Source organism: Pseudanabaena sp. lw0831, assembly GCF_016584665.1.
Classification (GTDB): domain Bacteria; phylum Cyanobacteriota; class Cyanobacteriia; order Pseudanabaenales; family Pseudanabaenaceae; genus Pseudanabaena.
This window is the reverse complement of the sequence record NZ_BBJB01000114.1, coordinates 57,227-83,105: the sequence shown is the minus strand read 5'-3', so window position 1 is coordinate 83,105 and position 25,879 is coordinate 57,227. Positions and strand designations below refer to the sequence as shown.

Annotated in this window: 31 protein-coding genes; 17 read left to right on the top strand and 14 right to left on the bottom strand. The window is 42.5% G+C overall.

Going from position 1 to position 25,879, the window contains the following annotated elements; all coding sequences use genetic code 11:
- Positions 1-54: 54 nt before the first annotated feature.
- On the bottom strand, positions 55-1,281 hold the full coding sequence (locus APA_RS23580) for an ABC transporter permease (protein WP_201324660.1): 1,227 nt from the start codon (positions 1,279-1,281) through the stop codon (positions 55-57).
- A gap of 161 nt (positions 1,282-1,442) precedes the next feature.
- Here APA_RS23580 and APA_RS23575 point away from each other — a divergent pair, with 161 nt between their 5' ends.
- The 6 genes from APA_RS23575 (at position 1,443) to APA_RS23550 (ending at position 6,516) form a co-directional block, all read left to right on the top strand.
- A complete protein-coding gene (locus APA_RS23575) occupies positions 1,443-2,063 on the top strand; it encodes a type I restriction enzyme HsdR N-terminal domain-containing protein (RefSeq protein WP_201324659.1) in 621 nt (206 codons plus the stop codon).
- 121 nt (positions 2,064-2,184) lie between these two features.
- Positions 2,185-2,685 (top strand): DUF2231 domain-containing protein, encoded by a 501-nt coding sequence (locus tag APA_RS23570; RefSeq protein WP_201324658.1) that lies wholly within the window; start codon positions 2,185-2,187, stop codon positions 2,683-2,685.
- On the top strand, positions 2,682-3,293 hold the full coding sequence (locus APA_RS23565) for a DUF2231 domain-containing protein (RefSeq protein ID WP_201324657.1): 612 nt from the start codon (positions 2,682-2,684) through the stop codon (positions 3,291-3,293). Before APA_RS23570 ends, APA_RS23565 begins: the two co-directional genes overlap by 4 nt.
- Positions 3,294-3,301: 8 nt before the next feature.
- Positions 3,302-4,216 carry a cytochrome c oxidase subunit II gene (locus APA_RS23560; protein ID WP_201324656.1) on the top strand — a complete coding sequence of 305 codons (915 nt, stop codon included), beginning with the start codon at positions 3,302-3,304 and terminating at the stop codon, positions 4,214-4,216.
- A 19-nt stretch (positions 4,217-4,235) separates the two neighbouring features.
- Positions 4,236-5,912, top strand: coding sequence for a cytochrome c oxidase subunit I (gene ctaD, locus APA_RS23555; protein WP_201324655.1), 1,677 nt, complete (start codon positions 4,236-4,238; stop codon positions 5,910-5,912).
- Entirely contained in the window at positions 5,899-6,516 is a 618-nt protein-coding gene (locus tag APA_RS23550; protein ID WP_201324654.1) for a heme-copper oxidase subunit III, read from the top strand. The genes ctaD and APA_RS23550 overlap by 14 nt, the downstream gene beginning before the upstream one ends.
- Before the next feature lie 140 nt (positions 6,517-6,656).
- Here APA_RS23550 and APA_RS23545 read toward each other — a convergent pair whose 3' ends face one another.
- Positions 6,657-6,974, bottom strand: coding sequence for a hypothetical protein (locus tag APA_RS23545; RefSeq protein ID WP_201324653.1), 318 nt, complete (start codon positions 6,972-6,974; stop codon positions 6,657-6,659).
- Between the two features lie 259 nt (positions 6,975-7,233).
- Here APA_RS23545 and APA_RS23540 point away from each other — a divergent pair, with 259 nt between their 5' ends.
- From APA_RS23540 to APA_RS23525, 4 genes are all read left to right on the top strand, one after another.
- A complete protein-coding gene (locus tag APA_RS23540; protein WP_201324652.1) occupies positions 7,234-8,745 on the top strand; it encodes a GMC oxidoreductase in 1,512 nt (503 codons plus the stop codon).
- 245 nt (positions 8,746-8,990) lie between these two features.
- Positions 8,991-9,761, top strand: a complete 771-nt coding sequence (locus tag APA_RS23535) for an alpha/beta hydrolase (RefSeq protein WP_236580014.1) — start codon at positions 8,991-8,993, stop codon at positions 9,759-9,761.
- Between the two features lie 259 nt (positions 9,762-10,020).
- Positions 10,021-10,245, top strand: coding sequence for an addiction module protein (locus APA_RS23530; RefSeq protein WP_201324650.1), 225 nt, complete (start codon positions 10,021-10,023; stop codon positions 10,243-10,245).
- Complete coding sequence (locus APA_RS23525) at positions 10,238-10,537, top strand: type II toxin-antitoxin system RelE/ParE family toxin (RefSeq protein ID WP_201324649.1); 300 nt, start codon at positions 10,238-10,240, stop codon at positions 10,535-10,537. The genes APA_RS23530 and APA_RS23525 overlap by 8 nt, the downstream gene beginning before the upstream one ends.
- 236 nt (positions 10,538-10,773) lie before the next feature.
- Here the strand turns inward: APA_RS23525 and APA_RS23520 are convergent, their stop codons facing one another.
- From APA_RS23520 to APA_RS23500, 5 genes are all read right to left on the bottom strand, one after another.
- Positions 10,774-11,070, bottom strand: coding sequence for a type II toxin-antitoxin system RelE/ParE family toxin (locus tag APA_RS23520; RefSeq protein WP_201324648.1), 297 nt, complete (start codon positions 11,068-11,070; stop codon positions 10,774-10,776).
- Positions 11,070-11,327 carry a type II toxin-antitoxin system ParD family antitoxin gene (locus APA_RS23515; protein WP_201324647.1) on the bottom strand — a complete coding sequence of 86 codons (258 nt, stop codon included), beginning with the start codon at positions 11,325-11,327 and terminating at the stop codon, positions 11,070-11,072. The genes APA_RS23520 and APA_RS23515 overlap by 1 nt, the downstream gene beginning before the upstream one ends.
- Positions 11,328-11,628: 301 nt before the next feature.
- Positions 11,629-11,895, bottom strand: coding sequence for a type II toxin-antitoxin system RelE/ParE family toxin (locus tag APA_RS23510; RefSeq protein ID WP_201324646.1), 267 nt, complete (start codon positions 11,893-11,895; stop codon positions 11,629-11,631).
- A complete protein-coding gene (locus APA_RS23505; protein WP_201324645.1) occupies positions 11,892-12,101 on the bottom strand; it encodes a hypothetical protein in 210 nt (69 codons plus the stop codon). The genes APA_RS23510 and APA_RS23505 overlap by 4 nt, the downstream gene beginning before the upstream one ends.
- Before the next feature lie 65 nt (positions 12,102-12,166).
- Complete coding sequence (locus tag APA_RS23500) at positions 12,167-12,379, bottom strand: hypothetical protein (protein ID WP_201324644.1); 213 nt, start codon at positions 12,377-12,379, stop codon at positions 12,167-12,169.
- Positions 12,380-12,384: 5 nt separating this feature from the next.
- On the opposite strand from APA_RS23500, the gene APA_RS23495 reads away from it, so the two are divergent.
- Complete coding sequence (locus APA_RS23495) at positions 12,385-13,590, top strand: MFS transporter (protein WP_201324643.1); 1,206 nt, start codon at positions 12,385-12,387, stop codon at positions 13,588-13,590.
- A gap of 164 nt (positions 13,591-13,754) precedes the next feature.
- On the opposite strand, the gene APA_RS23490 is transcribed toward APA_RS23495, so the two are convergent.
- A complete protein-coding gene (locus APA_RS23490; RefSeq protein ID WP_201324642.1) occupies positions 13,755-14,714 on the bottom strand; it encodes an asparaginase in 960 nt (319 codons plus the stop codon).
- A 335-nt stretch (positions 14,715-15,049) separates the two neighbouring features.
- Here APA_RS23490 and APA_RS23485 point away from each other — a divergent pair, with 335 nt between their 5' ends.
- The 5 genes from APA_RS23485 (at position 15,050) to hemG (ending at position 20,042) form a co-directional block, all read left to right on the top strand.
- Positions 15,050-15,883, top strand: a complete 834-nt coding sequence (locus tag APA_RS23485; RefSeq protein ID WP_201324664.1) for an ABC transporter ATP-binding protein — start codon at positions 15,050-15,052, stop codon at positions 15,881-15,883.
- A gap of 5 nt (positions 15,884-15,888) precedes the next feature.
- Complete coding sequence (locus APA_RS23480; RefSeq protein WP_201324641.1) at positions 15,889-17,214, top strand: MlaD family protein; 1,326 nt, start codon at positions 15,889-15,891, stop codon at positions 17,212-17,214.
- Positions 17,215-17,247: 33 nt separating this feature from the next.
- The gene (locus tag APA_RS23475; RefSeq protein ID WP_236580011.1) at positions 17,248-17,766 is read left to right on the top strand and encodes an NfeD family protein; all 519 of its coding nucleotides are present in this window, start codon (positions 17,248-17,250) and stop codon (positions 17,764-17,766) included.
- A 449-nt stretch (positions 17,767-18,215) separates the two neighbouring features.
- On the top strand, positions 18,216-18,452 hold the full coding sequence (locus APA_RS23470) for a DUF2811 domain-containing protein (RefSeq protein ID WP_201324640.1): 237 nt from the start codon (positions 18,216-18,218) through the stop codon (positions 18,450-18,452).
- Positions 18,453-18,605: 153 nt separating this feature from the next.
- Positions 18,606-20,042 carry a protoporphyrinogen oxidase gene (hemG, locus tag APA_RS23465; RefSeq protein WP_201324639.1) on the top strand — a complete coding sequence of 479 codons (1,437 nt, stop codon included), beginning with the start codon at positions 18,606-18,608 and terminating at the stop codon, positions 20,040-20,042.
- A 67-nt stretch (positions 20,043-20,109) separates the two neighbouring features.
- On the opposite strand, the gene APA_RS23460 is transcribed toward hemG, so the two are convergent.
- Together APA_RS23460 and rimO are read right to left on the bottom strand one after the other, a co-directional pair.
- Positions 20,110-20,535: an STAS domain-containing protein gene (locus APA_RS23460; protein ID WP_201324638.1), complete on the bottom strand. Its 426-nt coding sequence runs from the start codon at positions 20,533-20,535 to the stop codon at positions 20,110-20,112.
- A gap of 369 nt (positions 20,536-20,904) precedes the next feature.
- On the bottom strand, positions 20,905-22,242 hold the full coding sequence (gene rimO, locus APA_RS23455; protein ID WP_236580009.1) for a 30S ribosomal protein S12 methylthiotransferase RimO: 1,338 nt from the start codon (positions 22,240-22,242) through the stop codon (positions 20,905-20,907).
- Here rimO and APA_RS23450 point away from each other — a divergent pair.
- Positions 22,225-22,476, top strand: coding sequence for a hypothetical protein (locus APA_RS23450; protein WP_201324637.1), 252 nt, complete (start codon positions 22,225-22,227; stop codon positions 22,474-22,476). The genes rimO and APA_RS23450 overlap by 18 nt on opposite strands.
- On the opposite strand, the gene APA_RS23445 is transcribed toward APA_RS23450, so the two are convergent.
- From APA_RS23445 to APA_RS23430, 4 genes are all read right to left on the bottom strand, one after another.
- Entirely contained in the window at positions 22,465-23,841 is a 1,377-nt protein-coding gene (locus tag APA_RS23445) for a phospholipase D-like domain-containing protein (RefSeq protein WP_236580007.1), read from the bottom strand. The genes APA_RS23450 and APA_RS23445 overlap by 12 nt on opposite strands.
- 196 nt (positions 23,842-24,037) lie before the next feature.
- Positions 24,038-24,226 (bottom strand): hypothetical protein, encoded by a 189-nt coding sequence (locus APA_RS23440; RefSeq protein ID WP_201324635.1) that lies wholly within the window; start codon positions 24,224-24,226, stop codon positions 24,038-24,040.
- 302 nt (positions 24,227-24,528) lie between these two features.
- Positions 24,529-24,876: a YkgJ family cysteine cluster protein gene (locus tag APA_RS23435; protein ID WP_201324634.1), complete on the bottom strand. Its 348-nt coding sequence runs from the start codon at positions 24,874-24,876 to the stop codon at positions 24,529-24,531.
- Between the two features lie 113 nt (positions 24,877-24,989).
- Positions 24,990-25,877: an alpha/beta fold hydrolase gene (locus APA_RS23430; RefSeq protein WP_201324633.1), complete on the bottom strand. Its 888-nt coding sequence runs from the start codon at positions 25,875-25,877 to the stop codon at positions 24,990-24,992.
- Positions 25,878-25,879 lie beyond the last annotated feature (2 nt).

Here is a 25,879-nt window from a genome sequence, read left to right as displayed (position 1 = left end):
CCCGCCACAACAAAACATGAGAGGCGGCGCTTCGCGCCGCCTCTCATGTTTGTGTTAAATACTTCTCAAAGCCACAATTGGATCGAGTCGGGCTGCTTGTCGGGCAGGAAAGATGCCAAAAAATAGACCAATACCGCCAGATACTCCGACTGCTAGGGCAATTGCGCCGATGGATACACCAGCTTGTAATGGAGAAACTGCGGCGATCAGTAAAATGCCACCAACGCCAATACCTGTACCGATCGCACCACCTAGCAATGACAAAATCACCGCTTCAATTGTGAACTGGGTGAGAATATCGCTGGGTGAAGCGCCGATCGCTTTGCGAAGTCCGATTTCGCTGGTGCGCTCGGTAACTGACACCAGCATGATATTCATGATGCCAATACCGCCAACTAGTAGGGAAATACCTGCGATCGCAGCAAGCATGATCGTTAATGCACCTGTAATATTACCAACAATTTCCAGCGCATCCTGTTGGGTACGAACTGTAAATGTATCGTCAGCATTGACATCAGAAGTGCGGTGACGCAATCGCAGTAGGTTAGAGATTTGGAATTGAGCAGCGTCTACATTGTCATTACTAGTTGCTGACACATTAATAACTGCGACAGCAACTCCATAGGGGGAAGTTTTGCCAGTCAGTCGGCTAGACATGGTCGTAATCGGCATAAAAATCGTGTCATCTTGGTTCGTACCCAGAAAAGCGCCTTTTTCCGACATCACGCCGATTACTTCATAGCTAGTACCTCGCATTCTCACTGTCTGACCAATTGCTGTTCCCTGTGGGAATAACTCTTTCGCGATCGCAGCTCCGACTGTGACCACTCTCGCATTGCGTTTAATATCTTCCTCGTTAAAAAAGCGACCTGAGCTAACTTCGGCATTGCGGACGATCGCATAGGTGTCCGTCGTCCCGATCAGGGTGGCTCGTTTAGTATTGTTACCTGCGATCGCTAGCTCGGAGCCATTGATCTGCGCTGCAACACTGCGGACGGTGGGTACTTGGGTAGCGATCGCTTCTGCATCAGCAAGCACTAATCGATTTGGCGGTGCGATGACATTTCGACGCGCATTGTCAGTACCTGTAATCACAAAAATCACATCTGTACCAAGGGACTGGAACTGTTGAGCGGCATATTTTTGTGCACCTTGACCGACACCAACCATCAAAATTACGGAGGCATTACCGATGATGATACCGAGCATGGTCAATGTGCTACGCAAGCGATTAGCGGCAAGGGTTTTGCCTGCCATCCGAAAGCTTTCCCAAGTATCCATCCTTAAAATTTCCTGTTGTATATGATCAACCTAACTCAAGTTTAGAGCTAAACCTAGGTGATGGCTTCAACCATTGGGCTGGAATCGTGGAGGTTGCGATCGCATTGGTAATTATGTTTTTGCACTAATATTAAGAGTATTACTCCTAACTAGAATTCATCATGGTTCAGGCGATCGCAGCAAAAGATGTAACGCTAAGGGAATTAAAGCAAAACTTTGGGATTCAAATATCTCAAGATCCTGCTTTTTTTACTGAATGGTTGGATGGTTTTACACCTTTAAGTGAAGAAGATCACCATTTATTAGATCGGGTGAAAGCTAATTTTCTGGAATTGATGGAAGATCCCCCAATGTTAGAAAATACGGTGAAGATGGTAGTGCTTGCACCATTGTTAGATCTTGCTGGCTTTTATCACAAGCCATTTCGGATCGAGACAGAAACAGCTACAGCCTTGGAGATGAAAGATGAAGGAGCAATAATTCAAGGGCGGATCGATGTATTAGTGATAAAAAATCGGCTTTGGTTATTAGTCATTGAATCAAAACGAAGTGATTTTGCAGTAACAAGAGCGATTCCACAAGCTTTAGCTTATATGTTGAGTAATTTGGAAACCGCACAACCAACATTTGGCATGATTACCAATGGGAATGAATTTTTATTTTTGAAGACTTCGCGAAATGAGTATACTAATTCGCGGTTATTTTCTTTGGTAAACCCTAATAATGAGCTTTATGAAGTATTACAAATACTAAAATATCTAGGCTCAAAAATATGTATATAAGCTTTGCGATCTATATATTGCATGAGATTTGACGAGCTGTCTTTTGACTTAGATTAATTTTTGTTTAGACTAAAATAAAAGCATACGCAAATCCAATCCTTCATTGAGTATTGAAAATACTATGCTGGAATACCTTCCACCGTTAAATGACCATAATTTGCCCTATCCCGATACAATTCATCCGATTGTGGTGCATTTTGTGATTGCCATGGTGCTATTTGCAGTAATATGCGATGCGATCGGCTACTTTACGCGCAATCCTCGACTATATGAAGTTAGCTGGTGGAATTACTTTTTTGCCACTATTTCCATTTTCATCGCCATTATTTTTGGACAAATTGAAGCAGGACTTGCTGAACCCTATGCGGCAGTCTCATCGACCCTAAACCTTCATACCATTATCGGTTGGTCACTTTCCGCAATCATTGCTGCAATTACAGGATGGCGCTACGTACTGCGAATTCGTGATCCGAAAAAATTACCACCCTCATTTCTCGGTGTTGGTGTATTGCTTACAGGGCTAGTTGTCTTCCAAGTTTATCTTGGCGATCTATTAGTTTGGGTCTATGGACTGCATACGGTTCCCGTTGTCGAAGCTTTAAGGGAGGCTAGTTTAAAGTGAATCCAGACTTGATTAATCAGTTAGGTAGTCAGTTGGGAGCGAATGGATTACCATATGCAATTCCCATTCATCCCAATCTTGTTCACATGACTTTGGGTTTGTTTATTGTTGCGATCGGGTTTGATTTTGTCGGTGTGTTTTTTGTTCTTGAAAAGCCCTTATTCAAGTTTCTAGCGATCCCTGCGGCTCGTTCCAACTTTTTTGATGTCGGTTGGTACAATATGGTCGCCGCATCGATCATCACCTTCTTCACTGTGGCTGCTGGCTTTTACGAGATCTTGCTAGCCACTCCCGATCCAAATGTGAAAAGCGCTTGGGGTTTTCAAGCGATGGAGACGATGATCTGGCATGGTGTAGGCGGCGTTTTATTGCTTGCGCTCATTGTGGGCATGACTGTATGGCGTGGGTTTCAGCGCTTTCTCTGGCGCAAGGATATGGGTCAGCAGGTGCAATGGAGCTATCTATTAGCAGGATTAGCGATTTTTGCGATCATGTTTGCCCATGGGACTTTAGGCGCACAGCTTGCTTCGGAGTTTGGGGTGCATATCACCGCCGATCGCATATTGCGTATAAGTAAAGATGTTGATCTCAATCAGTTACTGAAATAGGGAGATCTATGAAACTTCGCACAGTTTTAATTTTAGGTGGGATTGCGATCGCGATCGCCCTCATCAGTCTCTGGATGGGACAAGCTGCCTATACATGGTTCCCACCGCAAGCTTCGGCAGAATCGATTTTGGTGGATAACCTATTCAGCTTTTTGGTGACATTGGGAACTTTTATTTTTCTCGGTGTGGTTGGCACTTTGACCTATTCGGTTTTGTTTCAACGCTCCGAAAAATATGATTTTAGTGATGGTCCCCACATTGAGGGCAATGTCAAATTAGAAATCATCTGGACTGCGATTCCCTTTGCCTTGGTGATTTGGATTGCTGCCTATAGCTATCAAATCTATGACCAGATGTCGATCTTAGGACCAATGGAACACGCTCATCATGGACATATCATGGCGGCGACAGATGCAGCATCGATTAATCGAGATGAAACTGCAACTATAGAAAAAATTGATGTATTTGCGCGGCAATGGTCGTGGGAATTTGTTTATGGCAAAGGCACTAGTATCGATGTTAGTAGTACAGAATTACATTTACCCAATAATCGTAGGATTAAGTTAGTACTTCATTCGGAAGATGTGCTGCATGGCTTGTATATCCCTGCTTTTCGTGTGAAGCAAGATGTGATTCCTGGGCGCGTTATTGATTTTGAATTTACGCCAATTCGTGAAGGTAAATATCGTTTGCGGGATTCGCAATATAGCGGTACTTATTTCGCAGCGATGCAAACTGATGTGGTGGTGCAGTCTCCTGAAGAATACCAGCAATGGTTGGCTGAGGCATCTAGGGCAGTTCTAACACCAGCTTATAATCGCGCTTCTAATGAGTATGCGATTCGGTCTCTAAAGGGTAATCAGAATTGGGCAACGGTCGTACCTGCGGCTCCGCCTGTGGTTAATTATTCAAGTTCTAATTAAACTTTTAAGAGAGTTACTCATGGCAAATATTTCTATTGATGCGATCGCTGACACTCGACCACCAGAGAAGCCTGAAAACTGGCGGCGATTTTTTGGGTTTAGTACCGATCATAAAGTGATTGGGATTCAGTATATCGTTACTTCCTTTTTCTTCTTTCTCATTGGTGGCGTTCTGGCGATGGTGATTCGGGGCGAACTGATTACGCCTGAATCGGATCTGGTCGATCGCGCTGTGTATAACTCCATGTTCACGATGCACGGCACGATCATGCTGTTTCTCTGGACATTTCCCGTACTTTTAGGGATATCCAATTACCTAGTGCCATTGATGATCGGCGCTCGTGATATGGCTTTCCCGAAACTAAATGCCGTTGCCTTTTGGATGGTTCCTGTGTTTGGGATTATCCTGATGGCAAGCTTCTTCATTCCTGGAGGATCTTCGCAATCGGGCTGGTGGGCTTATCCACCTGTAAGTTTGCAAAATCCTACGGGGAATTTGATTAACGGTCAGTTCCTTTGGTTGCTTGCAGTTGCGATTTCGGGTGTCGCTTCGATTATGGGCGCGATTAACTTTGTGACCACGATTTTCAGAATGCGAACTACAGGAATGACTTGGTTCAAAATGCCTGTGTTTGTATGGACAGTTCTTGCCGCGCAGATAATTCAGTTATTTGGATTGCCCGCCTTGACCGCAGGCGCAGTGATGCTTCTATCAGATTTGACCTTTGGAACTAGTTTCTTCGATCCCTCTAAGGGCGGCGATCCCATTCTCTTTCAACACTTTTTCTGGTTCTATTCCCATCCTGCGGTCTATGTAATTATTCTGCCTGTATTTGGGATTTTCTCAGAGATTTTCCCTGTCTATGCGCGTAAGCCTCTCTTTGGTTACAAAGTTGTGGCGGTATCTTCGTTGATTATTACGGGATTGAGTGCTGTAGTTTGGGTACACCATATGTTTGCTAGTGGAACACCTAGCTGGATGCGGATGCTATTCATGGCGACGACAATGTTGATTTCTGTGCCGACAGGAATTAAAGTTTTCGCATGGGTTGCGACAATCTGGGGCGGCAAAATCAAGCTGACTACGGCGATGCTGTTCGGATTAGGTGCGTTGGTGATGTTTGTATTCGCAGGTATCACAGGCATCATGCTAGCGGCGGTTCCTGTGGATATTCATGTGAACAATACTTATTTTGTGGTCGGGCATTTCCACTATGTAATTTATGGCGCGACTGTCCTAGGGATTTATGCAGGGATATATCATTGGTTCCCTAAAATGACGGGACGGATGTATTCCGAAGGCTTAGGCAAATTACATTTCATCCTCACTTTTATTGGAACTAATGCCTGTTTCTTCCCAATGCATCCCCTCGGATTACAAGGAATGCCGCGTCGCGTTGCCTCCTACGATCCAGAGTTTGCTTTTTGGAATGTGATTGCCAGTTTAGGCGGCTTTCTATTAGGGATATCGACATTGCCATTTCTGCTCAACATGATTGGCTCTTGGGTACAGGGTGAAAAAGCTCCCAAAAATCCTTGGCGGGCGATCGGTTTGGAATGGCTAATTTCTTCACCACCATCCCATGAGAACTTTGAAGAATTACCGATCGTAATTTCGGAACCCTACGGCTATGGCAAAGATGAACCCTTAGTTTCTAATCCTAATAAATTGGAGGTAGCTCATGCAACCAGTTAATATTTCTCTTGATAGTTCTAATCCCATTTTAGAAGTCGCCCACGAAGCCGCACATCACGAGCATCCCGATAACCGCATGTTCGGCTTTGTGGTCTTCCTGCTTTCTGAAAGCGTCATCTTCCTGAGCTTTTTTGCTGGCTACATTGTTTACAAAACAACTTCCCTTAATTGGCTTCCTGCCGGTGTAACAGGCTTAGAAATCCGAGAACCTGCAATTAACACAGTAGTTCTAGTTTCCAGTAGTTTCACCATCTATCTTGCCGAAAAATTTCTCCATAAAAATAATCTTTGGGGCTTTCGCGCCTTCTGGCTACTAACGATCGCTATGGGTAGTTACTTCCTTTATGGTCAAGCCGTGGAATGGAATGGTTTAACCTTTGGCTTTAATGATGGCGTGTTTGGCGGCACGTTTTATTTGCTCACTGGCTTTCACGGCTTACACGTTTTGACTGGCGTGCTGTTGCAGCTAATCATGCTGGTGCGATCGTTCTTTCCTAATAATTATGCAAAAGGAGAGTTCGGAGTCGAATCCACTTCACTATTTTGGCACTTTGTCGATGTGATTTGGATTGCATTGTTTATTTTGATTTATGTGTGGCAGTGATTATGGGGCATTAGCGATTAGGTTGGTGTCTTTATTTTTTCATTTCAAAGAAATTTGATTTTTTAACGCATTACAGCAAAATTGAATTTTGCAAGTGGCGAAAAATTAGCTACACTAACCGATTAGCTTTTTCCCATCTCCTAAAACGTACAGTAGGAAGAAGCGGATGGACACCAAGAGAAATAATGATAATAAAGTGAGATAGATTGCAGAACATAGGTACAAGCTAAAATCGTGATTACCAATTTCTTCTTAAGACCTAGGCATTGCCGAAAGCAGAAAATACTGGCGATCGCGCTCCCCGCAAAGCCACCAATCAAGACAAAAAACAGCTCTACATAAGTCCCCAAACCACCACCTTGTCCCTTTAATGCCTGTAGGTAGGAAGAGATTGGCTGTGCTAGCCAAGGTGTGATGAAGACCACCAAACAACCAAAGAAAGCGCTGGTACAGCTCACGAATAAAGTCTCTTTAACGCGTCGCCGTAACAAACCGACAACCAAACCTACTGCCGACCCGACAATTAAACAAATGATCCCACTTACTAGCGTATTGAGGAATAATCGGGGCAAGATGTAGAAAAAAATCAGCCTGAAATCTAGCATAGAATTACCCAGTTGTATTTATGAAATATTCGTAGCCATCCAATTGTATAAACTCTGAAAATTAAGTATAAAGCTGACCTTTAAACTCAATAGTAAACCCAAGAGAAACCTAATGATTATTGACGACAATTATTACGATGTGATTATTGTAGGAACTGGCGCGGGTGGAGGAACCCTTGCCTATAAACTGGCTTCCACAGGCAAGAAAATTCTGATTCTAGAACGCGGTGACTTTATGCCCCTTGAAGAACAGAATCGTAGCAATATCGATATCTTTCAACGCGATCGCTATCATGCTCCCGAACAATGGTATGACCACACAGGCGAGCCATTTTCACCGCAGACTAACTATGCGATCGGTGGCAATACTAAAATCTATGGTGCGGCGCTATTACGGCGGCGCGAAAAGGACTTTGAAGAAGTCACTCATCAAGCAGGGATTTCGCCAGAATGGTGCGTGAAGTATGACGAATTTGAGCCTTATTACACCGACGCTGAAAATCTCTATAAGGTTCATGGTGAGTCACAAACTGATAGCACCGAACCAACTCATAGCGCTGAATATCCCTATCCTGCGGTGAGTCATGAGCCTGAGATTCAGAAGATCTATGAGGCGATCGCAAATCAAGGTTTGCATCCATCCACAATTCCCCTCGGCTTGACCCGTCAAGAGGATGACCCCACTAGCGACTCTGAAGAAAGCTGCCTTGTCCCTGCCTTAAAGTCTGCCAATGTCACTTTGAAAACCCAAGCCAAAGTCATCAGTCTACATACCAATCCATCGGGGCGATCGGTGAAGGGAGTAGAAGCAGAAGTGGGCGGACAGTCCTATCTCTTTTTAGGCGATATCGTTGTGCTTGCCTGTGGCGCAATCAATTCGGCAGCGTTGCTGTTGCGATCGGCTAATGATTCCCATCCCAAAGGGCTTGCCAATAGCTCCGATCAAGTGGGACGGAATTTGATGAAAAGCCTTTTATCATCGGTAGTACAACTCAACACGAAGCCCAATAATGGCTCCTTCCAAAAGTCTATTTATGTGAATGATTTCTATTGGGGTGATGCGGATTTTCCCTATCCCATGGGACATATTCAGAACTCTGGTGGGCTGCTCACCGATATCATTTTTGCAGAATCGCCACCTGTATTTTCCATTGTTGCGAAGCTCATGCCCAACTTTGGACTGAAGCAGTTAGCCACCCATTCTATCGGCTGGTGGGCGCAAACGGAGGATTTGCCAGACTCGAATAATCGTGTGCGCTGGGAAAACAACAAAATCCACATCGATTACAATCCCAACAATACGGAAGCCCACGATCGCTTAATTTATCGCTGGACGGATGTTTTAAAAAATATCGAGAAGTCCCTAGATGGTTTCCGTACTGGCTCCCTGCATCCCCGCGCCGAGTCGCCTTTGCAAGTGGTCGCCAATCAATGCGGAACCTGTCGCTTTGGTGACGATCCTTTAACTTCCGTTTTAGATCGCGATTGCCGCGCCCACGATCTCGATAATCTCTATGTTGTAGATGGCAGTTTCTTTCCGTCTAATGCTGCGGTGAGTCCTGCGTTAACAATTATTGCTAATGCTCTAAGAGTAGGCGATCGGTTAATTGAGCGATTGAAGTAGTTAACAACACGTAGTCCATCAAAAACAGAGGATTTCGATAAAGACAAATGCTTTGGATCAATCCTCTGTTTCTATTATGATATGTCTGTTGAAGTATTTATTTTTTCCTGTTCTTGGTAAATATCAGTATCGTAAATTTTATGACAACATATCAACTTTTCCAGAAGTTGCTAATAGATTTTGGAATAATCCTGTTAACACTATACATAGGTGCTTGTATATTTCTGTTTCTACGACAGAGACAAATGATTTTTAAACCGACCTATGACATTCTAGAAACACCTTTACAATATAATCTTAAATACGAAGAGGTTTGGATTCCTAGTATGAGTAGAGGCAATTCACCTGATAAATTACATGGGTGGTTTCTTCCATATGAAAAAGACAACCTAGGATTAGGAACTATCTTATATCTTCATGGATCTGGCACAAATATTAGTAATTCTATTTATCTCAGAGATGTTGTGCAACTTAGAAAGATAGGATTTTCTGTCTTTATATTTGATTATCGAGGTTATGGTCAAAGTGTGGGAGATTTTCCATCAGAACTAAGTATTTATGAGGATGCTGAGAACGCTTTAAGATATTTAATCGAGAAAAGAGAAATTCCACGCGAAAAGATTTATTTGTTTGGCGTTTCATTAGGAGGAGCAGTTGCGATTGATTTAGCTATTAAAGAGATAGGGATAGGAGGCTTGATTGTAGTTAGTTCTTTTACTTCTATGTTGGAAGAGATACTTTATAGAGGTTATAGGGTGTTCCCAATTGAATTAATTCTAAACCAAAAATTTGACTCTATTAGTAAGATTTCATCGTTGAAAACACCTATTTTAATTATTCATGGAACTTCTGATAAATCTAATCCAGCTAGTATGAGTCAAAATCTCTACAATGCAGCTCCCTATAGCAAGCAACTTCTTTTAATTCCAGATTTTGGACATGACAATATATCAGATATGATTGCAAGCACTCAGTTTAGAGATGGAATGAATAAATACATCAATGAAACTAAATAATTCATACTGATATAAGTCTTCAAAAAGCCTTGCCAGTCTAATTTGGTGAGGTGGATGGTTGGGCGATCGCGTTGATGCTGGTTTGGTGATTGAGCGATCGCGTTTTGGTGGGTGATGATTGGGCGATCGTGTTTTTTTGGGGATAATTGGTCAATCGCGTTGTACTTTTTGATTAGTGGTGGGGCGATCGCATTATCGCAACACAAATTCTTATTTTTGCAGTAAAATAAGCTGATTAGTTCTACATAGACTTACAGTTATGACAGTAGAGTTTGCACCGATTTTTGAGCTAGGACTTTCAGAAAAGCTACAGCTTCTTGAGGACTTATGGGATAACATTGCAACTCAACCAGCAAATATTCCTGTGCTGGATTGGCAAAAAGAAGAACTATCTAAAAGAAAAATAGCTCACTCACAAGACCCTAATTTAGCGAGTTCTTGGGACTCAGTAAAAGCAAGAATCCGTAGTCAAAGAAATGTCTAAAAGCCTAATCATTCTCCCAGAAGCGGAACAAGACGTTACAGAAGCCTATGATTGGTATCAAGAGAGGGAACTTGGATTAGGAGAAGAGTTCTTGCGATGTATTGATGCCACCATCCAAACTATTGAAAGAAATTCTGAAATATATGGATTCATTTATGATAACTACCGCAGAGCCTTGGTTCGGAGATTTCCTTACGCTATTTTTTACGAATATTTTGAAGATAGAATAACCGTCTACGCTGTTTTTCACTGTTCTCAAAATCCTAAAAAATGGCGTATTAGATTAAATTAAATGATTGATTTACTGATCGCGTTCTTATGAGGGGGTAATTAGCTGATCGCGTTTTGTAGTGTGTGATTGGCTGATCGCATTTTGGGTGATGGGGATGGTTAGGCGATCGCGTTTATTGAGTGGAGTAATTTGGCGATCGTGTTGTAATTTTTTGTGAGTGGTTTGGCGATCGTGTTTTTTGAGGAGATGATTGGGCGATCGTGTTTGTTAGTGAGTGATTGGGCGATCGCCCTGCATTAGTTCTGTTTAAATACTTGCTCAATATCTCTTGAACCATGAAGCAACCTAATCACATCAATACCACCCTCAATCTCATGATAAAACACCACATAATTACCAATAGGAAAGCTCCGTAAATCTGACAATAACTCAGGTCTTTTCCGCCCCAAACCCGAATTCTGAGCCAAAGTTAACAACTTACTTTCTATTCGATCTAAAAAATCATCTGCTCTATCTGGACTATCATCCGCAATATAATCCCAAATATCCAGCAAATCCAACTCAGCAAGCGGACGCTTCAGAATGATTGCCATTATTGCACCTGCTTCTGTTGCTTGCGCTGCCGTGCCTTTGCCTTTACTGCCTGTATATCAAGGGGCGTAGCATCACCACTATCTAAACCCGCCTGAATATCTTGACGTAACTCCTGCAAACGCAACTGCTGAAGTTGATCTCGTTCTTGCAACAATCTCAACCCCTCACGTACAACTTCACTAGCCGAATAGTACAAGCCAGTATTAACCTTTCCCTGTATAAAGCTTTCTAGCTCAGGCGTTAGAGACACATTCATAAATTCAGTCCTCTAATAATCTTGATATCAATATTCTCGCTGCAATAACAGTAAATAGCAATAACTGTTATCAAATTTATTAGTGTTATTTGTTACTGCTTGATGAGTGATTGTGCGATCATGTTTTTTAGTGGGTGGTTAGGCGATCGCATTTTTTGTGAAATGATTGTGCGATCGCGTTTGGGTTTCTGGATGGTTGGGCGATCGTGTTGATGCTGGTTTGGTGATTGAGCGATCGCGTTGTTGAGGAGTGATGGGCGATCGCGTTGTACTTTATTGGTGGTTGGTTGGGAGATCGCCTTTAAGGGAAAAACTTGTAAATATCCTTACGGTGCAAAAATCTTACAAAGATTACTTCATTTTCCAAAACTTCTATCCCTACTCTGTAATCACCTAGACGAATGCGATAAAAACTATCATATCCCTGCATCTTTTTTAGATTATTGATTTCCCCCAAAGATTCAGCTTGCTTACAGGTCAAAATTATTTGCTTCAACCTTGTCAAAAGATTACGATCCTTGACTAACTTCAAGTCCTTCTCAAATCTAGACTCAAACCTAACATTCATGGGACATCACCATCAAGAATCACAAATATATTCTCTTCAGGAACAAATTCATTTTTTCTACCCTCAGCGATCGCATTCCCCAAACCGACCTCTTCCAAAGCATCTTGGAATATTTCCGCAAAAAGCTCCTTTCTAGTCTTAATCAAATCAATTAAGATTTCAGTGAGCATTTCTCTTGTCTTCTCATCGTTAAGGAGTATTTGCATATCCAGACTCTCAATCATAAGCCAAATCTATGTATCATAATTCTACCTCAATAACATCAAACAGCTTATGGCGATCGCGTTTTGGGTGAGTGGTTGGGCGATCGCATTTTTTGTGAAATGATTGTGCGATCGTGTTTTGGGTAGGGGAATGATTTGGCGATCGCGTTTTGGGTAAGGTCAGTGATTGGGCGATCGCGTGTTTTTTTGTTCAGTTGCTCGAAAACTGCTGTAAACGTGCTGGAGCTGTAATATAGATAAGGACTATATGCGATCGCCAAAGCGAATGAATCGTAAATTTTGGATTATTGCCCTCATTTCTTTTATTAACTCCCTGAGTTTTACGATTCTGATCCCTGTGTTGTACCAATATGGCAGACAGTTCAAATTAGATGATTTTCAGACTAGTTTGCTATTTGCAATTTATGCGATCGCCCAATTTTTTGCTACTCCAATCATCGGGAAACTCTCCGATCGCTTTGGACGCAAACCATTATTGATTATTAGTTTGGCGGGGACTGTGATCTCCAACCTGATGGCAGGGACAGCAGCTAGTGCCTCAGTCTTGTTTTTCGCCAGATTTCTCGATGGCATTACAGGCGGTAATGCCTCGGTTGCCCAAGCCGTAATTTCTGATGTCACCACACCTGAAAACCGTGCTAAAGCCTTTGGCATTAATGGAGCCGCCTTTGGTTTAGGTTTTATTCTTGGTCCCGCAATCAGTTTACTTGCGCAGAAGGTTGCACTGAATACGCCTCTAGGTAAATCCTTTGGGGCATCTTTTTTGGTGTCGGGAGCAATCGCAGCGATCGCTTTAGTACTTACAATATTTCTTCTTCCAGAAACTCTCAAGACTAAGGCAAAAAAAGCGCAAAATATTTTCGATCTTGGCTTAGAGAAGCTGATCACAGGCTTGTTTATGCCCAAAATCGGTATCTTATTGATCATTAATTTTCTAACGGGCATGACATTCACGCTATTTACCTTTGCGTTTCAGCCCTACTTTCTGATAGTTCTCAAACAGAATAGCGATGCTCTTGCTCTGATGTTTTTGCTGTTTGGGGTGCTAGGAGTAATTATGCAGACTTTAGGCATTTCTCAAATGACAAAACGTCTGCAACTAGTTCAGATTCTCTTTTTAGGATTACTCATCCGCAGCCTTTCCTTCGTTTTGATGCCAATTTGGGAAGATGTATATTACTTTGTCGCCGTTTGCGTTCTCTTCTCCTTATTAAACTCAGTCGTGCAGCCGATGATTAGCGCGTTAATTTCCCTTAATACTAGCCCCGAAGAACAGGGCACAATTTTAGGGTTAAACTCCTCCTATCTCAGTATATCAAATGCCTTTGGCCCCATAATTGCAGGATTAGTTGTTAATCAAAACAATCATTCTTCCTATGGTTATCCACTCTATTTAGCAGGAATTTGCACTTTTTTAGTCCTGATTTTTGCAATTATAAAACGTAAAAGCTATGCTGTTAAAGTAACATAGCTTTCATGGTGTAAGTACCTTGGCTTAATAAAAATCAAAACCGAAAGAATCAGATTCGCCCGCAAAGCGGGCGAATCTGATTCTTTCGGTTTTATATTTAATTGCGCCTGTCTACTTAGAGTCAATTCATGAATTGACTCTACATCCCATGAAACAATGCTTTCCTAAGCTAGCGACAACTCGCCAACAGCTTCTAGACGGCTATATTTACCAACAGAGAGAAATGATTCTTCTAAACTTTGTGCAACTGTAGGATTAATCCATCCTAATTGCTTTAACAAATGGATAGAAACCGCAGTTTTCGCCATTTTAGATCCATCCATCACTTTGATCGCTAGCCCCAATCCTTCACCAATCCGTCCGATACATTGCACACCTTCTGCACCAGATTTGCTGATGATTTCGCCATTGCTGAGGCGCATTAACTCCGTGTCAAATTGACCATTCCCAGACACCATATCAGGATGTCTAGTCATCGCACGAGTAATACGCTCTAGATGTAACTGGTCATGAGCTGAGAGCAGCGCATAGAGTCGGGCAAGTTGACCAATTTCTAATAGATAAGTAGGAACTCCACAATCATCATGGGCGCAGATAAATTCGGCAGCAGGCATATGTAAGAGATCAGCCATTGTATTGAGTGCAAGTTGCTGCACAGGATGATGGCGATCCATATATGAGGAAATCTGCCATCCTTGCTGCTTACATATAGCTATCATGCCTGCGTGCTTGCCAGAGCAATTATGCTGAAGCGGACTTCTTTGACATTCTGGCACTGGACATTGCAATGCACTTGGCTCCACATCACAGCGCCAAAGAATGCTAAAAACTTGTCTGGCTTGAGCGATCGTACCTTGGTGTGAACCGCAAATAATGGCGAGATCGGTTTCTGAAAGGTTAAATCGATCCTGTGCGCCAGTGATTGAGACGGGTAGAGCCTGAATGGGTTTAAGGCAAGAACGGGCAAAGGTGGTTGTCTGGGGATCTCCTGCTGCCGAGAGAATTCGACCTCTTGTATCAACGACGGCTGCCTGACAAGAGTGCACCGACTCGACTATGCCTTCGCGTAGCAATTGAACGGTAATTTTGTTAGCGGAAAAACGATTGCGCTTGCCAAGGTTCATATATTAATGCTTTAGGATCGCCATTAACATCTTACGGTAATTCAAAAACCAAAAACTAGACGCAACGCAAAGCGTCGCATCTAGTTTTTGGTTTTTACTAAATATTTTTGTTGAGAGTGTTGCTTTGCAACACTCTCAACAAAAATATTTGAGTTGGGTTACTCGCAATTGTTTTTAAGCGACGAATGTAAAAGATAAAAGGCGGCGTGAAGCTCCGCCTTTTATCTTTTGGTTTTATAATGCAAATTGCTGATTTAGAGTTATTTTTTAGGAAAAGTTTCTGAAAAAATGTTAGTTTTTGGTAGAGCGATTTTTTCAAGCTGAAATAAATGTCGATGGAGCCAGTCCGATCTCTAATCAAAAATAGTAGCAATGTGGTTACGCCTTTGCTAGAACTGCGTGATATTCACAAAAGTTTTGGCTCTAATGCTGTGCTAAATGGGGTCGATCTCACTGTGCACTCTGGGGAAGCGATCGCTATCATTGGCCCCTCTGGTACTGGTAAATCGACAATCTTAAGGATTATTTGCGGTCTCCTTGCCCCTGAGCAAGGTGAACTCTACATTAATGGCAACCTTGCTTCCTCTGGAGATGATATCCAAGAAGGAAGCTACGGGTTAAGCATCGGTATGGTGTTTCAAAATGCGGCGTTATTTGACTCGCTTACCGTTGCTGAAAATGTAGGGTTCTCATTATTTGAGCATTCCCGTTTGTCACGACGCGAAATTTATCGACTGGTCGAACATAAACTTGCACTTGTGGGTTTAGAAAACATCTGCGATCGCTATCCTAGCCAACTATCAGGCGGGATGAGGAAACGGGTTAGTTTTGCCCGCGCAATTATGGATGACCCCACTGCGAAAACGCAAACCAAAAAAGTGCTGCTTTATGATGAACCCACCGCAGGACTTGATCCTGTGGCTTCGACGATTATCGAAGACTTGATGCGATCGCTCCGAGAGCAACAGGTATGTGATAGTTATATTGTCGTCACTCACCAAGACAGCACGATCCGTCGTACAGCCGATCGCTTGATCGTTCTTTACCGTGGATCGGTGCGCTATGCAGGAAACGTGAGTACAATTAATACTGTTGACAATCCGTATGTCAGACAATTTTTTAGTGGCAGTACTGAAGGTCCAATTCAACTTTTGACTAGGGAGGTATAAGACTCGTGCAGCGAAAAACATTACGCGACGGTGCGCTTGGCTTATTTATCATCGGTGGAGTAGTTGCCTTTGGGGGCGCATTGTTATGGTTGCGCGGGTTGCAACTAAGTAGCTCAAAGTTTACATTTACGATCAAAATAGCCGATGCAAGTGGGCTAAATAGTGGCTCAGTTGTAAGATTTCGCGGTGTGGAAGTAGGTCGCGTCACAGCTTTGATAGCCCAAACAGAGGGCGTTGATGTCCAAGTAAGTATCGAAAACTCAAGATTAATTATTCCGAAGAATTCGATCGCCGAAACTAATCAAAGTGGTTTTCTAGGGAACACTAATATTGATATTTTCCCTCCTCAAGATAAATTAGCGATTGATCCCAAGATGAATCCGATCGCTAAAGATTGCAATGCTGATCTGATTATTTGTCAAGGTGGCGAAATTGAAGGAATTCGCGGTGTGAGCTTCATTGCATTGCTTAAGGATTCGAGTGCGACATTACGCAAAATCAATGATCAAAATTTAGTTGATAACCTCAATGAAACTTTAATAGCTGCCAAAGCAACTGCGAAAAGCATCCAAAAATTGACGGATTCAGCGAGTCGAGTGGTAGGTACATTTGAAGGTCAAATTGTTAAATTTGGCGATACGGCAGACGCGATTAGTGGTGCTGCGACTAAGGTTGGCAATGTCGCAAATAGCGCCCAAGACTTGATCGAGGTCAATCGCGAAAAGTTAGCGCAAACCCTTGATGGTATTGCTGCTACTTCCAATGAAGCGCGATCGCTGCTAGCTAGTGCGAAGCCTCTATTAAATGATGGCAAGCTAATCGCCAATTTGCAGCAACTAGCTGAAAATGCCGCCGAGACATCGGCAAATCTTCGTAAAGTATCAGGCGAGTTAAACAATCCCGCCACTATGGCAGCTTTGCGTGAAACCCTTGATTCTGCCCGCGCAACTTTTGCCAATGCCAAGAAGATTACCGCCGATCTTGATGAACTAACAGGAGATCCCAAGATTCGCAGCAATATTCGTAATTTGATCAATGGTTTAGGTGGTCTGCTTTCCAATGCTCCCAATCTGGACTCAATTGCGCCAACCGTGACTAATGCTCGTCCTAGTGAACCCTCTACAAGCGATCGCCCTAAATCACCAGCAAACATAGAAGTAGCTCGCAATAAAGTGATTAAACCTACCACAGAGGATGATCGCTTTAAACGCGAAAAATCCTTTGACGCTCAAAAGGTAAAAATCAATAGCACCAAACCCAGCAGCACAATTGTCAAATCAGAAACATCCCCTGCGATCGCTATACCCAATTCTGATAAATCTAGCAATTAAGTAAAAAGGTTTAGTTATTTGTAGGATGCGTTAGTGCAACGTAACGCATACATTAGTCAAGATAGTCAAGAATTATGGGTTACGCTATCGCTAACCCATCCTACGTTTACCTACTTAATGAACTTACTACCCAGTCAAATCTGGCTACTGATCGGTATCGCTCTTTGTGTTGTTGAGCTACTAGTTCCATTGCCAACTTTTCTGATTGCAGGAGCCATGGGAGTAGCTGCGTTGTTAGTAGCTGCGATCTCATTAATCTTGCCTGTTCCTGCGTTGCAAATCTTGGCATGGATGTTGATCTCAGCAATGTTAGCCATGGTTTCTAGACGATTTATTCCCAAGGATTCATATCAACTAAAAGAAGCCAGTGAAGGGATTACGCTCACGGAAATACCCGCAGGAGAAACTGGACGAGTCAAGTATGAGGGCGGTTCATGGAAAGCAAGATGTGATAATCCTCAAATTGCGATCGCTGCCCAGCAAAAAGTAATCGTTCTCAGGCGACAAGGCACAACATTGATAGTTGTTCCTGAAAATTGGCTGAGTCATTAACAGAAAAAAACGTAAAATGTCGTTTTTTGCTTGTATAGAGATCGTCATAAATATGACCATAAATATTAAGAAAAAAATAATTTTCAACTTTAACATCCAAAAGTTTTCCACAGACTTTTCCACAGATATTGTGTCTTTTTCCACAGATAACTATTAGTTTTCCACAGGCTCTTTTACAGACAAAGATACTTTCGCCTTACTGGTTAAGGATTCGTTAATAGAATGAGCATTTCACTTGGGAAAACTTTTTAAGGCTATTTATTATAAATATATGTAAACTAAAATGATTGAAAATGCTGATTCTATCAAACCAACTTCAGCTTTTCGTCATTACTGCTTAATACTTCGTTACGTTGACAAGAACCATAGTTACCCGCACAATTAAAGCCCGACCGCTGAAAATGGTTGCGTCTTTTCTATCAAACTTGTTTAAAAGTTGAGGTTTCAGCATGAGTACGACCGTCAGTATATTGGCAGAGATTCCTGAAGAACTACACGAAACCCTCAAAAGTTACCTAGAGTCACATCCTGACTGGGATCAAGATCGCGTATTTGCCGCCGCTTTATCTTTATTCCTGTTGCAAAATGGTGGTAACGATCGCCATGGCTCATCTCATCATGCATCCCATAGTTATCGCAGCACTGCCAAAGTTTATCTAAACGCTTTATTTCAGCACTCAGTTTAAAAGCTACATGCTTCACAAGCGATTGTTTTTTTTAGCACCTGCGGCACTGAAAAAACACAATCGCTTTCATAGACTTTCAAAGCTTGTACTGAGCTATAGGAGCTTAGTTGTACTAGACTAAAAATTGCTCAATTGCCCTAAGTCCTTTTAGCTATGACCATCACGCCACCCTCTGAAACCAATCAACCATTAGATGTCCTTGTCGTTGGGGCAGGAATCTCAGGATTAACGATCGCCCACGAACTAGCGATCGCTAAAAAATATCGTGTCTTGGTTGCAGAAGCTCAGGATCGTGTGGGTGGAGCCATAACCAGTGCCAAAAATGACGACGGTTATAAATGGGAAGAGGGTCCAAACAGTTTTCAGCCCGCTCCAGAACTATTGCGCTTAGCGGTACAAGTGGGACTTAAGGATGAATTGGTGCTAGCCGATGGCAAATTACCCCGTTTCGTTTTTCTAAATGGCAAGTTAAACGCCTTACCCATGACTCCACCTAGTGCGATCGCCTCTAAAATTTTGACTTGGGGCGGCAAAATTCGTCTAGCTTTTGGTGCGATCGGCTTTGCTCGTCCAGCCATGGCTGGTGAAGAATCCGTGGATCAATTCTTTTCACGTTTGCTAGGCAGACAAGCAGTTGAAAGATTAGTTGCACCGTTTATCTCAGGTGTATATGCAGGCGATCCCAAGCGACTCAGTGCCAAGGCTGCATTCTCTAAGATTGCTCGTCTAGAAACCTATGGTGGGCTAGTCGCAGGTGCAATATTATCTAGCAAAGAACGGAAAGCCAAAAATCTCAATGATGCAAATCTTCCTAAAGTTAAAGCTGGTGAACTGGGTTCGTTTCGAGAAGGGATTAAGATGTTGCCTGAAGCGATCGCCACCAAGTTAAGAGAGCAAGGTACAGCCGTCAAACAACAATGGACTTTGCGATCGCTCGAAAAACAAGGCGAAGTCTATATATCTAAGTTCGATACACCCACGGGTGAAGAAACTGTGACATCGCGATCAGTTGTTCTCACGACCCCAGCATATGTCACCGCAAAATTACTGCAAGATTATCTGCCAGCCGCCAGTCAAGCCTTGAATGAGATTTTCTATCCCACCGTTGCTTGTGTGGTACTTGCCTATCCTAAGAGCGAATTTGCCTATGACATGAAAGGCTTTGGCAATCTGATCCCCCGCACTCAAGGAGTAAGAACTTTAGGCACAATCTGGTCATCTAGTCTATTTGCAGGACGCGCTCCTGAAGGTTGGCAACTATTACTAAATTTTATCGGCGGCACGCTTGATCCCGCTCTAGCCAAACTTTCAGAATCAGAAATCATTGCCGCCGTACATCAAGATTTAAAGAAAACAATTCTTCGGTCTGACACGAAAGTCGAACCGAAGGCGATCGCAGTTCATGTATGGGATAAAGCGATCCCACAATACGAAATCGGACATTTAGAACGAATCGCCACTGTAGAAGCCGAATTACAGAAATCTAAAGGACTTTACGTCAGTGCCAATTTTATCGGCGGTGTGGCTCTAGGTGACTGCATCAAGCGTAGTTTACAAGAAGCAAGTAAAATTGACGCATTTTTAACCTAAAGCCCAAAAGAGAGTTGTGGCGCTTCGCGCCACAACTCTCTTTTGGGCTTTAGGTTTTGGGTTGATTCTAGGCAGCTAATAGATATTCAGAGTCTTGATTTTGAACATCAAAACGACTTACAAATTTACTAACACTAGGGAACACAGCAAACAATTGATCAATTCTTGTAATCTCAAATACAAGACGAACAGAAGGCTGTTGAGAGCAAAGTAAAAAATTACTCTTATGGGATTGCATTAGTCTTAAACATGCTAAGAGCTTTTGTAAACCTTGACTATCAATAAATTCTACATTTTCCATATCAACAATCAGAACAGGAACTTCTTTATTGTTCATCATTACATTAGCTGAAACCCAAGACTCAACTTTACCAAGAAGTTCAGATCCTGCGAGGCTATCGAACTTGCTGTTGGTAAGTTTAATTGTAAAAGCGGATTCGCTATTTAAACCTTGGTGGAAGGATAGCTGATTAACTTTAGTAATTGTATCCATTGTTCTTCCTTCTAGCTTCTTTAAGAGAGTAATATTTTGGGTTCTAATGTCTAGCATCCGATGTAGAAGGGAATCTAGATTGCTTGACAACGCAAACTTGTTTCTTGCTTCTTGGGTTCTATTATTCACGCTTTTCTATGTTGTGAAACCATTAATAGATATACAAAGGTTAGTAAAAAGAAGTTAAAAAGTTATATAAAAGTTATTTTTATCGTCTTGATATAAGTTTTCTAAAAACTATGTAGCTAGATATACCAAAATGAGGCTGTAATCCTTAAGCAGCAACTCTCGCACATTAAACCTAGAAGCCTATGCCACCCGTTGCAAGGGCAGCGCAGGATTCTAGGCTTTTATTGTATAGGTACTTATTTAGACTATTTCACCGAATAGATCGTAATGATCGGCGGCGGTAATTTTGACGGAAAACATGGAGCCGAGAGTTGCTTTGCTAAGGGGATCACGGACATAGACGACACCATCAACATCAGGAGCAAATCTTGCCGATCGCCCAATTAGTTCACCTGTGTCTGGATTTTCTTGCTCGATCAACACATCAACGGTTTTACCGATCTCTAACTGGTTATTCTTGAAAGAAATTTCCTGTTGAGCAGCCATGATGCGATCGCGGCGGTCTTGTTTGACTTCTTCGGGCAACTGGTTAGGCAAATCAAAGGCAGGTGTCCCTTCTTCAGCCGAGAACGTAAATACACCGACATGATCAAATTGATGGCGCTTCACAAATTCTAGTAAATGCTCAAACTGCTCCTCAGTTTCACTAGGGAAGCCGACAATAAAGGTTGTGCGGGTGATAGCGTTAGGGAGCGATGCTTTGATTTGCTCCATGATCTTGTCATTGATCCGCCCTTGCCAAGGACGATTCATCGCTCTTAACACATCAGGATGGGAATGCTGCAATGGCAAGTCCAGATAAGGAACCACGTTAGGCGTACACTTCATTGCATTGATGACTTTCGGAGTCAAGCCTGTGGGATAGGCGTAATGCATTCTGATCCAAGGGACATCAACTTTTCCGAGGGCGGTTAAGAGTTCGGCAAGGCGGGGCTGACCGTAAATATCTAGTCCATAATTGGTGGTGATTTGCGAAATCAAGATAATTTCTTTTACACCTTCGGTAGCTAAGCGATCGCATTCAGTCACAATCGACTCAATCGATCGCGATCGCTGATCGCCGCGTAAATGGGGAATGATGCAAAATGCACAACGATAATCACAACCTTCAGCAACCCGCACATAGGCAACAGCTTCATTGGTAGTGCGATAGCGCGGTACTGTGTCATCAGCGATATAGGTAGGAACTTGAGTAACTTCTTTGACTCGTTCGCCTTTTTCGGCACGTTCGATCACATCGACAATTTTTTGATAGTCGCCAGTACCGACTAGGGCGACTGCTTCAGGGATTTCATCAAGCAATTCTTGCTGAAAGTGTTGCGCCATGCAGCCAGCGATGACGATGCGTTTGCCCATATCGGCAAGTTCAACCAATGTTCGTACAGATTCACGACGAGCATCTTCGATAAAGCTACAGGTATTGACGATCACATAATCGGCAAGTTCTTCGTTGCTATCGACTTGATAACCCGCTTGTACTAGCAATCCCAGCATATGTTCCGTATCGACGCGGTTCTTTTCACAACCCAAATGAGAGAATGCGATCGTGGGTTTGACGGTTTGAACCAGATTGACCATGTTTGTATTAACGCAATTTTTGGCGCACAAAATTTCAGACACTCTAGCTTAACAAAACTTAAGCACCATGCGATCGCAATGATTAAAATCAGCAATTCTCATTATGAAACCGATTTTGGTATTTCCAGCGCCAAAGGCGCTGGAAATACCAAAATCGGTTTTTTGAAAGCCCGCCGTAGGCGGGCTTTCAAAAAACCGATTTTTATAATGAGAATTGCTGGATTAAAATTCTGAATTTTCAATCAAGGGGTTCGCCTTGCTCTTAACTCGCTCAGCACAGCTTTTGGAAGTAGCTTGTACTAGTTTTGCGGTGGGTCCCAAAGTGACATCTTGATAAAGGCGATCATATTCCCTTTGATAATGTGCTGCTACAGTCTCATTTTGAATGGCAACTAAAACTTCATCGTTCGTATGATTGGCGGCACTTGTCCAGTTGTGTGAACCTGTCAAAATCAGATTTCGATCAAGAATCGCAAACTTATGATGCAACGTATCCCCAGATACAAGATTGGGAATACCAACTGTTTTAATTGGTTGTTTCCATGCACTGCTTTTGCCTGTTTTGCAATCTTGAGTGGACTGGAGTCCCCACATATCGAGAGTAGACGAGTAATCACGATAGGCAAATTGAGGTTCCACTAACGCCCGAATCTGTACATTTCCCTGTTGACGCTCTTCAAGGATTGTGGAAATGAATTGATCGGAATAGACAAAGAGAGCCATATCAACATTTGTTTTGGTTCCTGCGATCGCTGTAGCGATAAGGCCATTACTCGTCTGCTCTCTTGCTGTATCTTCAGAATCTGGAGAAAACTTAAGGCGAATTTGCGCTCCACCAACGATGAGATAATCAATTTTACGGGAAGGTTTTTTCGTGCCAAACAAACTGTCAGGTTTCCCATTTGGTCCATCCCCCCACATAAGATTAAATTCTTGCTTAAATCTCGCCGCAAGTTCTTTGCTGTCTAAACGAACAAGATTATTAGCATTACCTCTAGTTTCAGGCTTTGTAAAGTCTCCATGAATATCGCTCATGGTCAAATTTGCTGAACCAAATAAAACGATCTGATCATCAATCACCATAAATTTATGATGCATTAGTCCGCTGCCTTTAGAGCCATCAGCAGTATCGTCAATCCAAGGAACATTGGTGACTTTGATCAGCCGTAAACCATCACGACGATCCAATTCATCTTCACTTAAGCGACCGTCGTTATCGATATCGGCAAACTTTTGAAATTCTTTGTAGCGATCTCGATCACGAGCATTCAGTTTCTCAACTTGCTCAGGGGTAAATTCGCTCCAAGCTCGACTATAGTTATTTTCGAGAATTAGTCGGACATTTACACCCCGCAATTTTGCTTCGACAATTGCTTTAGCTATATTGGGTAAACGCAATTCCTGAACAGCAATATCAAGGCTGACTTTAGAGTTACTGACGTTATCAATCATTACTCTTTCAAGGTTGTCGCCAAGCCGCTCAATTTTACGGTATGGGTCGGTGTATCGAGCGGCTTGATTTTGATTAAAAAATACTTGAATATTCGGATTCTGCGGTAGAACGGGAATGATCCCAGACTCAGACTTGCAAGCATTCACCGCGGTCGCAATCAGTGCAGTTATCCCAAAAAGTATCAACGAATAACCTATCCGACGAGATAGCGATTGATATTTATTATGTAGCTGCGAATAGGTCAAATAACCCATACAAGCAAGACTTCAAATTTTTGCAATTCTAGTCTACATCCTTAGGATTAAAATCAAGTCTAAATAATTGGCGAGCATTAGCCAATTATTAGCTTACTTGCCTGACTTTGCCTTGATCGACGGCTTGCATGAGAAATTCGAGGGCTTCGTAGTCATGATCGGTAATGTAGCCTTGCTCAGAAAGCTCATGATTAATCATGTTCTCTAGTTCAGGAGTAAGACGCTTGACGAGAAGAGCACGGTTGACTAAATTTCTGATGACACTCTTGTTACTCATTATTTTTGTACTAGACGTATATTGATTTCGAGAAGGATGAAATTAGAGAAGTAATTGTCTTTCAGGTGATGATCAACCACGCCTGACTTGGTGTGTCGTCACTTTTTAAGGACTATCTCTATAACAATAAGTTTCCTCTGAAATCAAAGATATAGATGTGACTTGTATCTATGGATAGATGTGACTTATATCTGTGGATAGATGTGACTCTAATGTATGTATGTACGTGATCAGAGTCACAAACCCAAAAAAGACAAAGTGCCCGCTACGCGCGGGCACTTTGTCTTTTTTGGGTTTGTGAGCTACTTAACTGCTTGCTCAAAACGTAATATTTCTAGCGATCGCTCTCCATAGATCGACTCAATATTTTCTTCGCAACAAGCGATCGCAAACTCATCTAGTTCTTCTGGCTCAATGCCAAACATGTCATAAAAAGTCTCAGGTTCCACACGACAAAAGCGAGGTCTTTGCTCGTAGATTGTACATTTACGATTGATGCGATCGAAGTTAATACACCAGCCATCGTTACCCACCATACTTAAATATTTTTGGAGTTCGTCGTCGGTGAGGTAATCTGCTAGGTCAGGGCGATCGGTAGGGTCGAGATGACAGCAAGCGCCACAGTTGCTAATGCATTGCCAAGTTGCCATTGTATATTTTCTAATCTATTGGTTTATTCAATATACAGCGCCTTACGCTTTCACGAAAACCAAGAAAATTTTTGAAAAGCTTGCAAAGCAAGCCTTTCAAAAATTTTCTTGGGCTATAGAGACAAATACCAATCTCGAATTAGTCTATTCACTACCTCTGGACTTTCATCATGGGGGCAATGCCCTGCATTAATGTAATGCTCTGTTAGTGATGGATAAAACTCGCGAAATTTTGCACCCCTAGCACGAGAATTCATCCAAGGATCGCCTTCTCCCCAAATCATGAGCAAGGGACAACTCATTGCTGTCAAAAGCTCATCGACTTTTTTGCCTTGAGGAGTACTAAACACCGACCCAAAAACTTGAGCAGCACCCTCATCACAGGATGGACGATAAATATCTTCGACCAATTGATCGGTAATAGCAGATTGATCTAAATAGACCTTTTTCAAAGTGTTACGAATGCGGGATTTTCGGCGGACAAAGTTGAATAATAATTGATTTGCCCAAGGTTGACGCAAAACTTTCTGCAATGTTGGCGCGATCGCTTTTTGGATTGGATTTACTTTTTTAGCCCCAAGGGGATTGGTATCTGTAAATGGCCCCGCGCTATTGAGTAAGACAATGCCAGCAACTGATTGCGGATAATCGGCGGCTACACATAACGAAGAATAACCACCAAGGGAGTTACCAGCAATTACGGTAGGACGTTGAATTTTTTCGGTAATAAAGTCATGGAGCTGATCGCGCCAAAGACTTCCACTATATTGCCATGCAGGTTTTTGCGATCGCCCAAAGCCTAACAAGTCGATCGCATATACTTCAAAATCTTGGCTAAGTTCAGAAATATTTTTGCGCCAATGATCGGTTGATGCACCAAACCCATGAATTAATAGCAACGGTGGAAGCTGAGTATTATTTCCCGCTTTGACAAAATAAATTTTTTGTTCGCGCCACAGCCAATATTGCCCAGCGATCGATTCAGTACTTGTTAAAACCATGA

What these genes read in the sequence shown, in the direction of transcription:
- APA_RS23580 (WP_201324660.1), bottom strand. Translation starts at nt 1,281, where the DNA reads ATGGATACTTGGGAAAGCTTTCGGATGGCAGGCAAAACCCTTGCCGCT.
- APA_RS23575 (WP_201324659.1), top strand. Translation starts at nt 1,443, where the DNA reads ATGGTTCAGGCGATCGCAGCAAAAGATGTAACGCTAAGGGAATTAAAG.
- APA_RS23570 (WP_201324658.1), top strand. Translation starts at nt 2,185, where the DNA reads ATGCTGGAATACCTTCCACCGTTAAATGACCATAATTTGCCCTATCCC.
- APA_RS23560 (WP_201324656.1), top strand. Translation starts at nt 3,302, where the DNA reads ATGAAACTTCGCACAGTTTTAATTTTAGGTGGGATTGCGATCGCGATC.
- ctaD (WP_201324655.1), top strand. Translation starts at nt 4,236, where the DNA reads ATGGCAAATATTTCTATTGATGCGATCGCTGACACTCGACCACCAGAG.
- APA_RS23550 (WP_201324654.1), top strand. Translation starts at nt 5,899, where the DNA reads ATGCAACCAGTTAATATTTCTCTTGATAGTTCTAATCCCATTTTAGAA.
- APA_RS23540 (WP_201324652.1), top strand. Translation starts at nt 7,234, where the DNA reads ATGATTATTGACGACAATTATTACGATGTGATTATTGTAGGAACTGGC.
- APA_RS23535 (WP_236580014.1), top strand. Translation starts at nt 8,991, where the DNA reads ATGATTTTTAAACCGACCTATGACATTCTAGAAACACCTTTACAATAT.
- APA_RS23530 (WP_201324650.1), top strand. Translation starts at nt 10,021, where the DNA reads ATGACAGTAGAGTTTGCACCGATTTTTGAGCTAGGACTTTCAGAAAAG.
- APA_RS23525 (WP_201324649.1), top strand. Translation starts at nt 10,238, where the DNA reads ATGTCTAAAAGCCTAATCATTCTCCCAGAAGCGGAACAAGACGTTACA.
- APA_RS23520 (WP_201324648.1), bottom strand. Translation starts at nt 11,070, where the DNA reads ATGGCAATCATTCTGAAGCGTCCGCTTGCTGAGTTGGATTTGCTGGAT.
- APA_RS23515 (WP_201324647.1), bottom strand. Translation starts at nt 11,327, where the DNA reads ATGAATGTGTCTCTAACGCCTGAGCTAGAAAGCTTTATACAGGGAAAG.
- APA_RS23510 (WP_201324646.1), bottom strand. Translation starts at nt 11,895, where the DNA reads ATGAATGTTAGGTTTGAGTCTAGATTTGAGAAGGACTTGAAGTTAGTC.
- APA_RS23505 (WP_201324645.1), bottom strand. Translation starts at nt 12,101, where the DNA reads ATGCAAATACTCCTTAACGATGAGAAGACAAGAGAAATGCTCACTGAA.
- APA_RS23495 (WP_201324643.1), top strand. Translation starts at nt 12,385, where the DNA reads ATGAATCGTAAATTTTGGATTATTGCCCTCATTTCTTTTATTAACTCC.
- APA_RS23490 (WP_201324642.1), bottom strand. Translation starts at nt 14,714, where the DNA reads ATGAACCTTGGCAAGCGCAATCGTTTTTCCGCTAACAAAATTACCGTT.
- APA_RS23485 (WP_201324664.1), top strand. Translation starts at nt 15,050, where the DNA reads ATGGAGCCAGTCCGATCTCTAATCAAAAATAGTAGCAATGTGGTTACG.
- APA_RS23470 (WP_201324640.1), top strand. Translation starts at nt 18,216, where the DNA reads ATGAGTACGACCGTCAGTATATTGGCAGAGATTCCTGAAGAACTACAC.
- hemG (WP_201324639.1), top strand. Translation starts at nt 18,606, where the DNA reads ATGACCATCACGCCACCCTCTGAAACCAATCAACCATTAGATGTCCTT.
- APA_RS23460 (WP_201324638.1), bottom strand. Translation starts at nt 20,535, where the DNA reads ATGGATACAATTACTAAAGTTAATCAGCTATCCTTCCACCAAGGTTTA.
- rimO (WP_236580009.1), bottom strand. Translation starts at nt 22,242, where the DNA reads ATGGTCAATCTGGTTCAAACCGTCAAACCCACGATCGCATTCTCTCAT.
- APA_RS23440 (WP_201324635.1), bottom strand. Translation starts at nt 24,226, where the DNA reads ATGAGTAACAAGAGTGTCATCAGAAATTTAGTCAACCGTGCTCTTCTC.
- APA_RS23435 (WP_201324634.1), bottom strand. Translation starts at nt 24,876, where the DNA reads ATGGCAACTTGGCAATGCATTAGCAACTGTGGCGCTTGCTGTCATCTC.
- APA_RS23430 (WP_201324633.1), bottom strand. Translation starts at nt 25,877, where the DNA reads ATGGTTTTAACAAGTACTGAATCGATCGCTGGGCAATATTGGCTGTGG.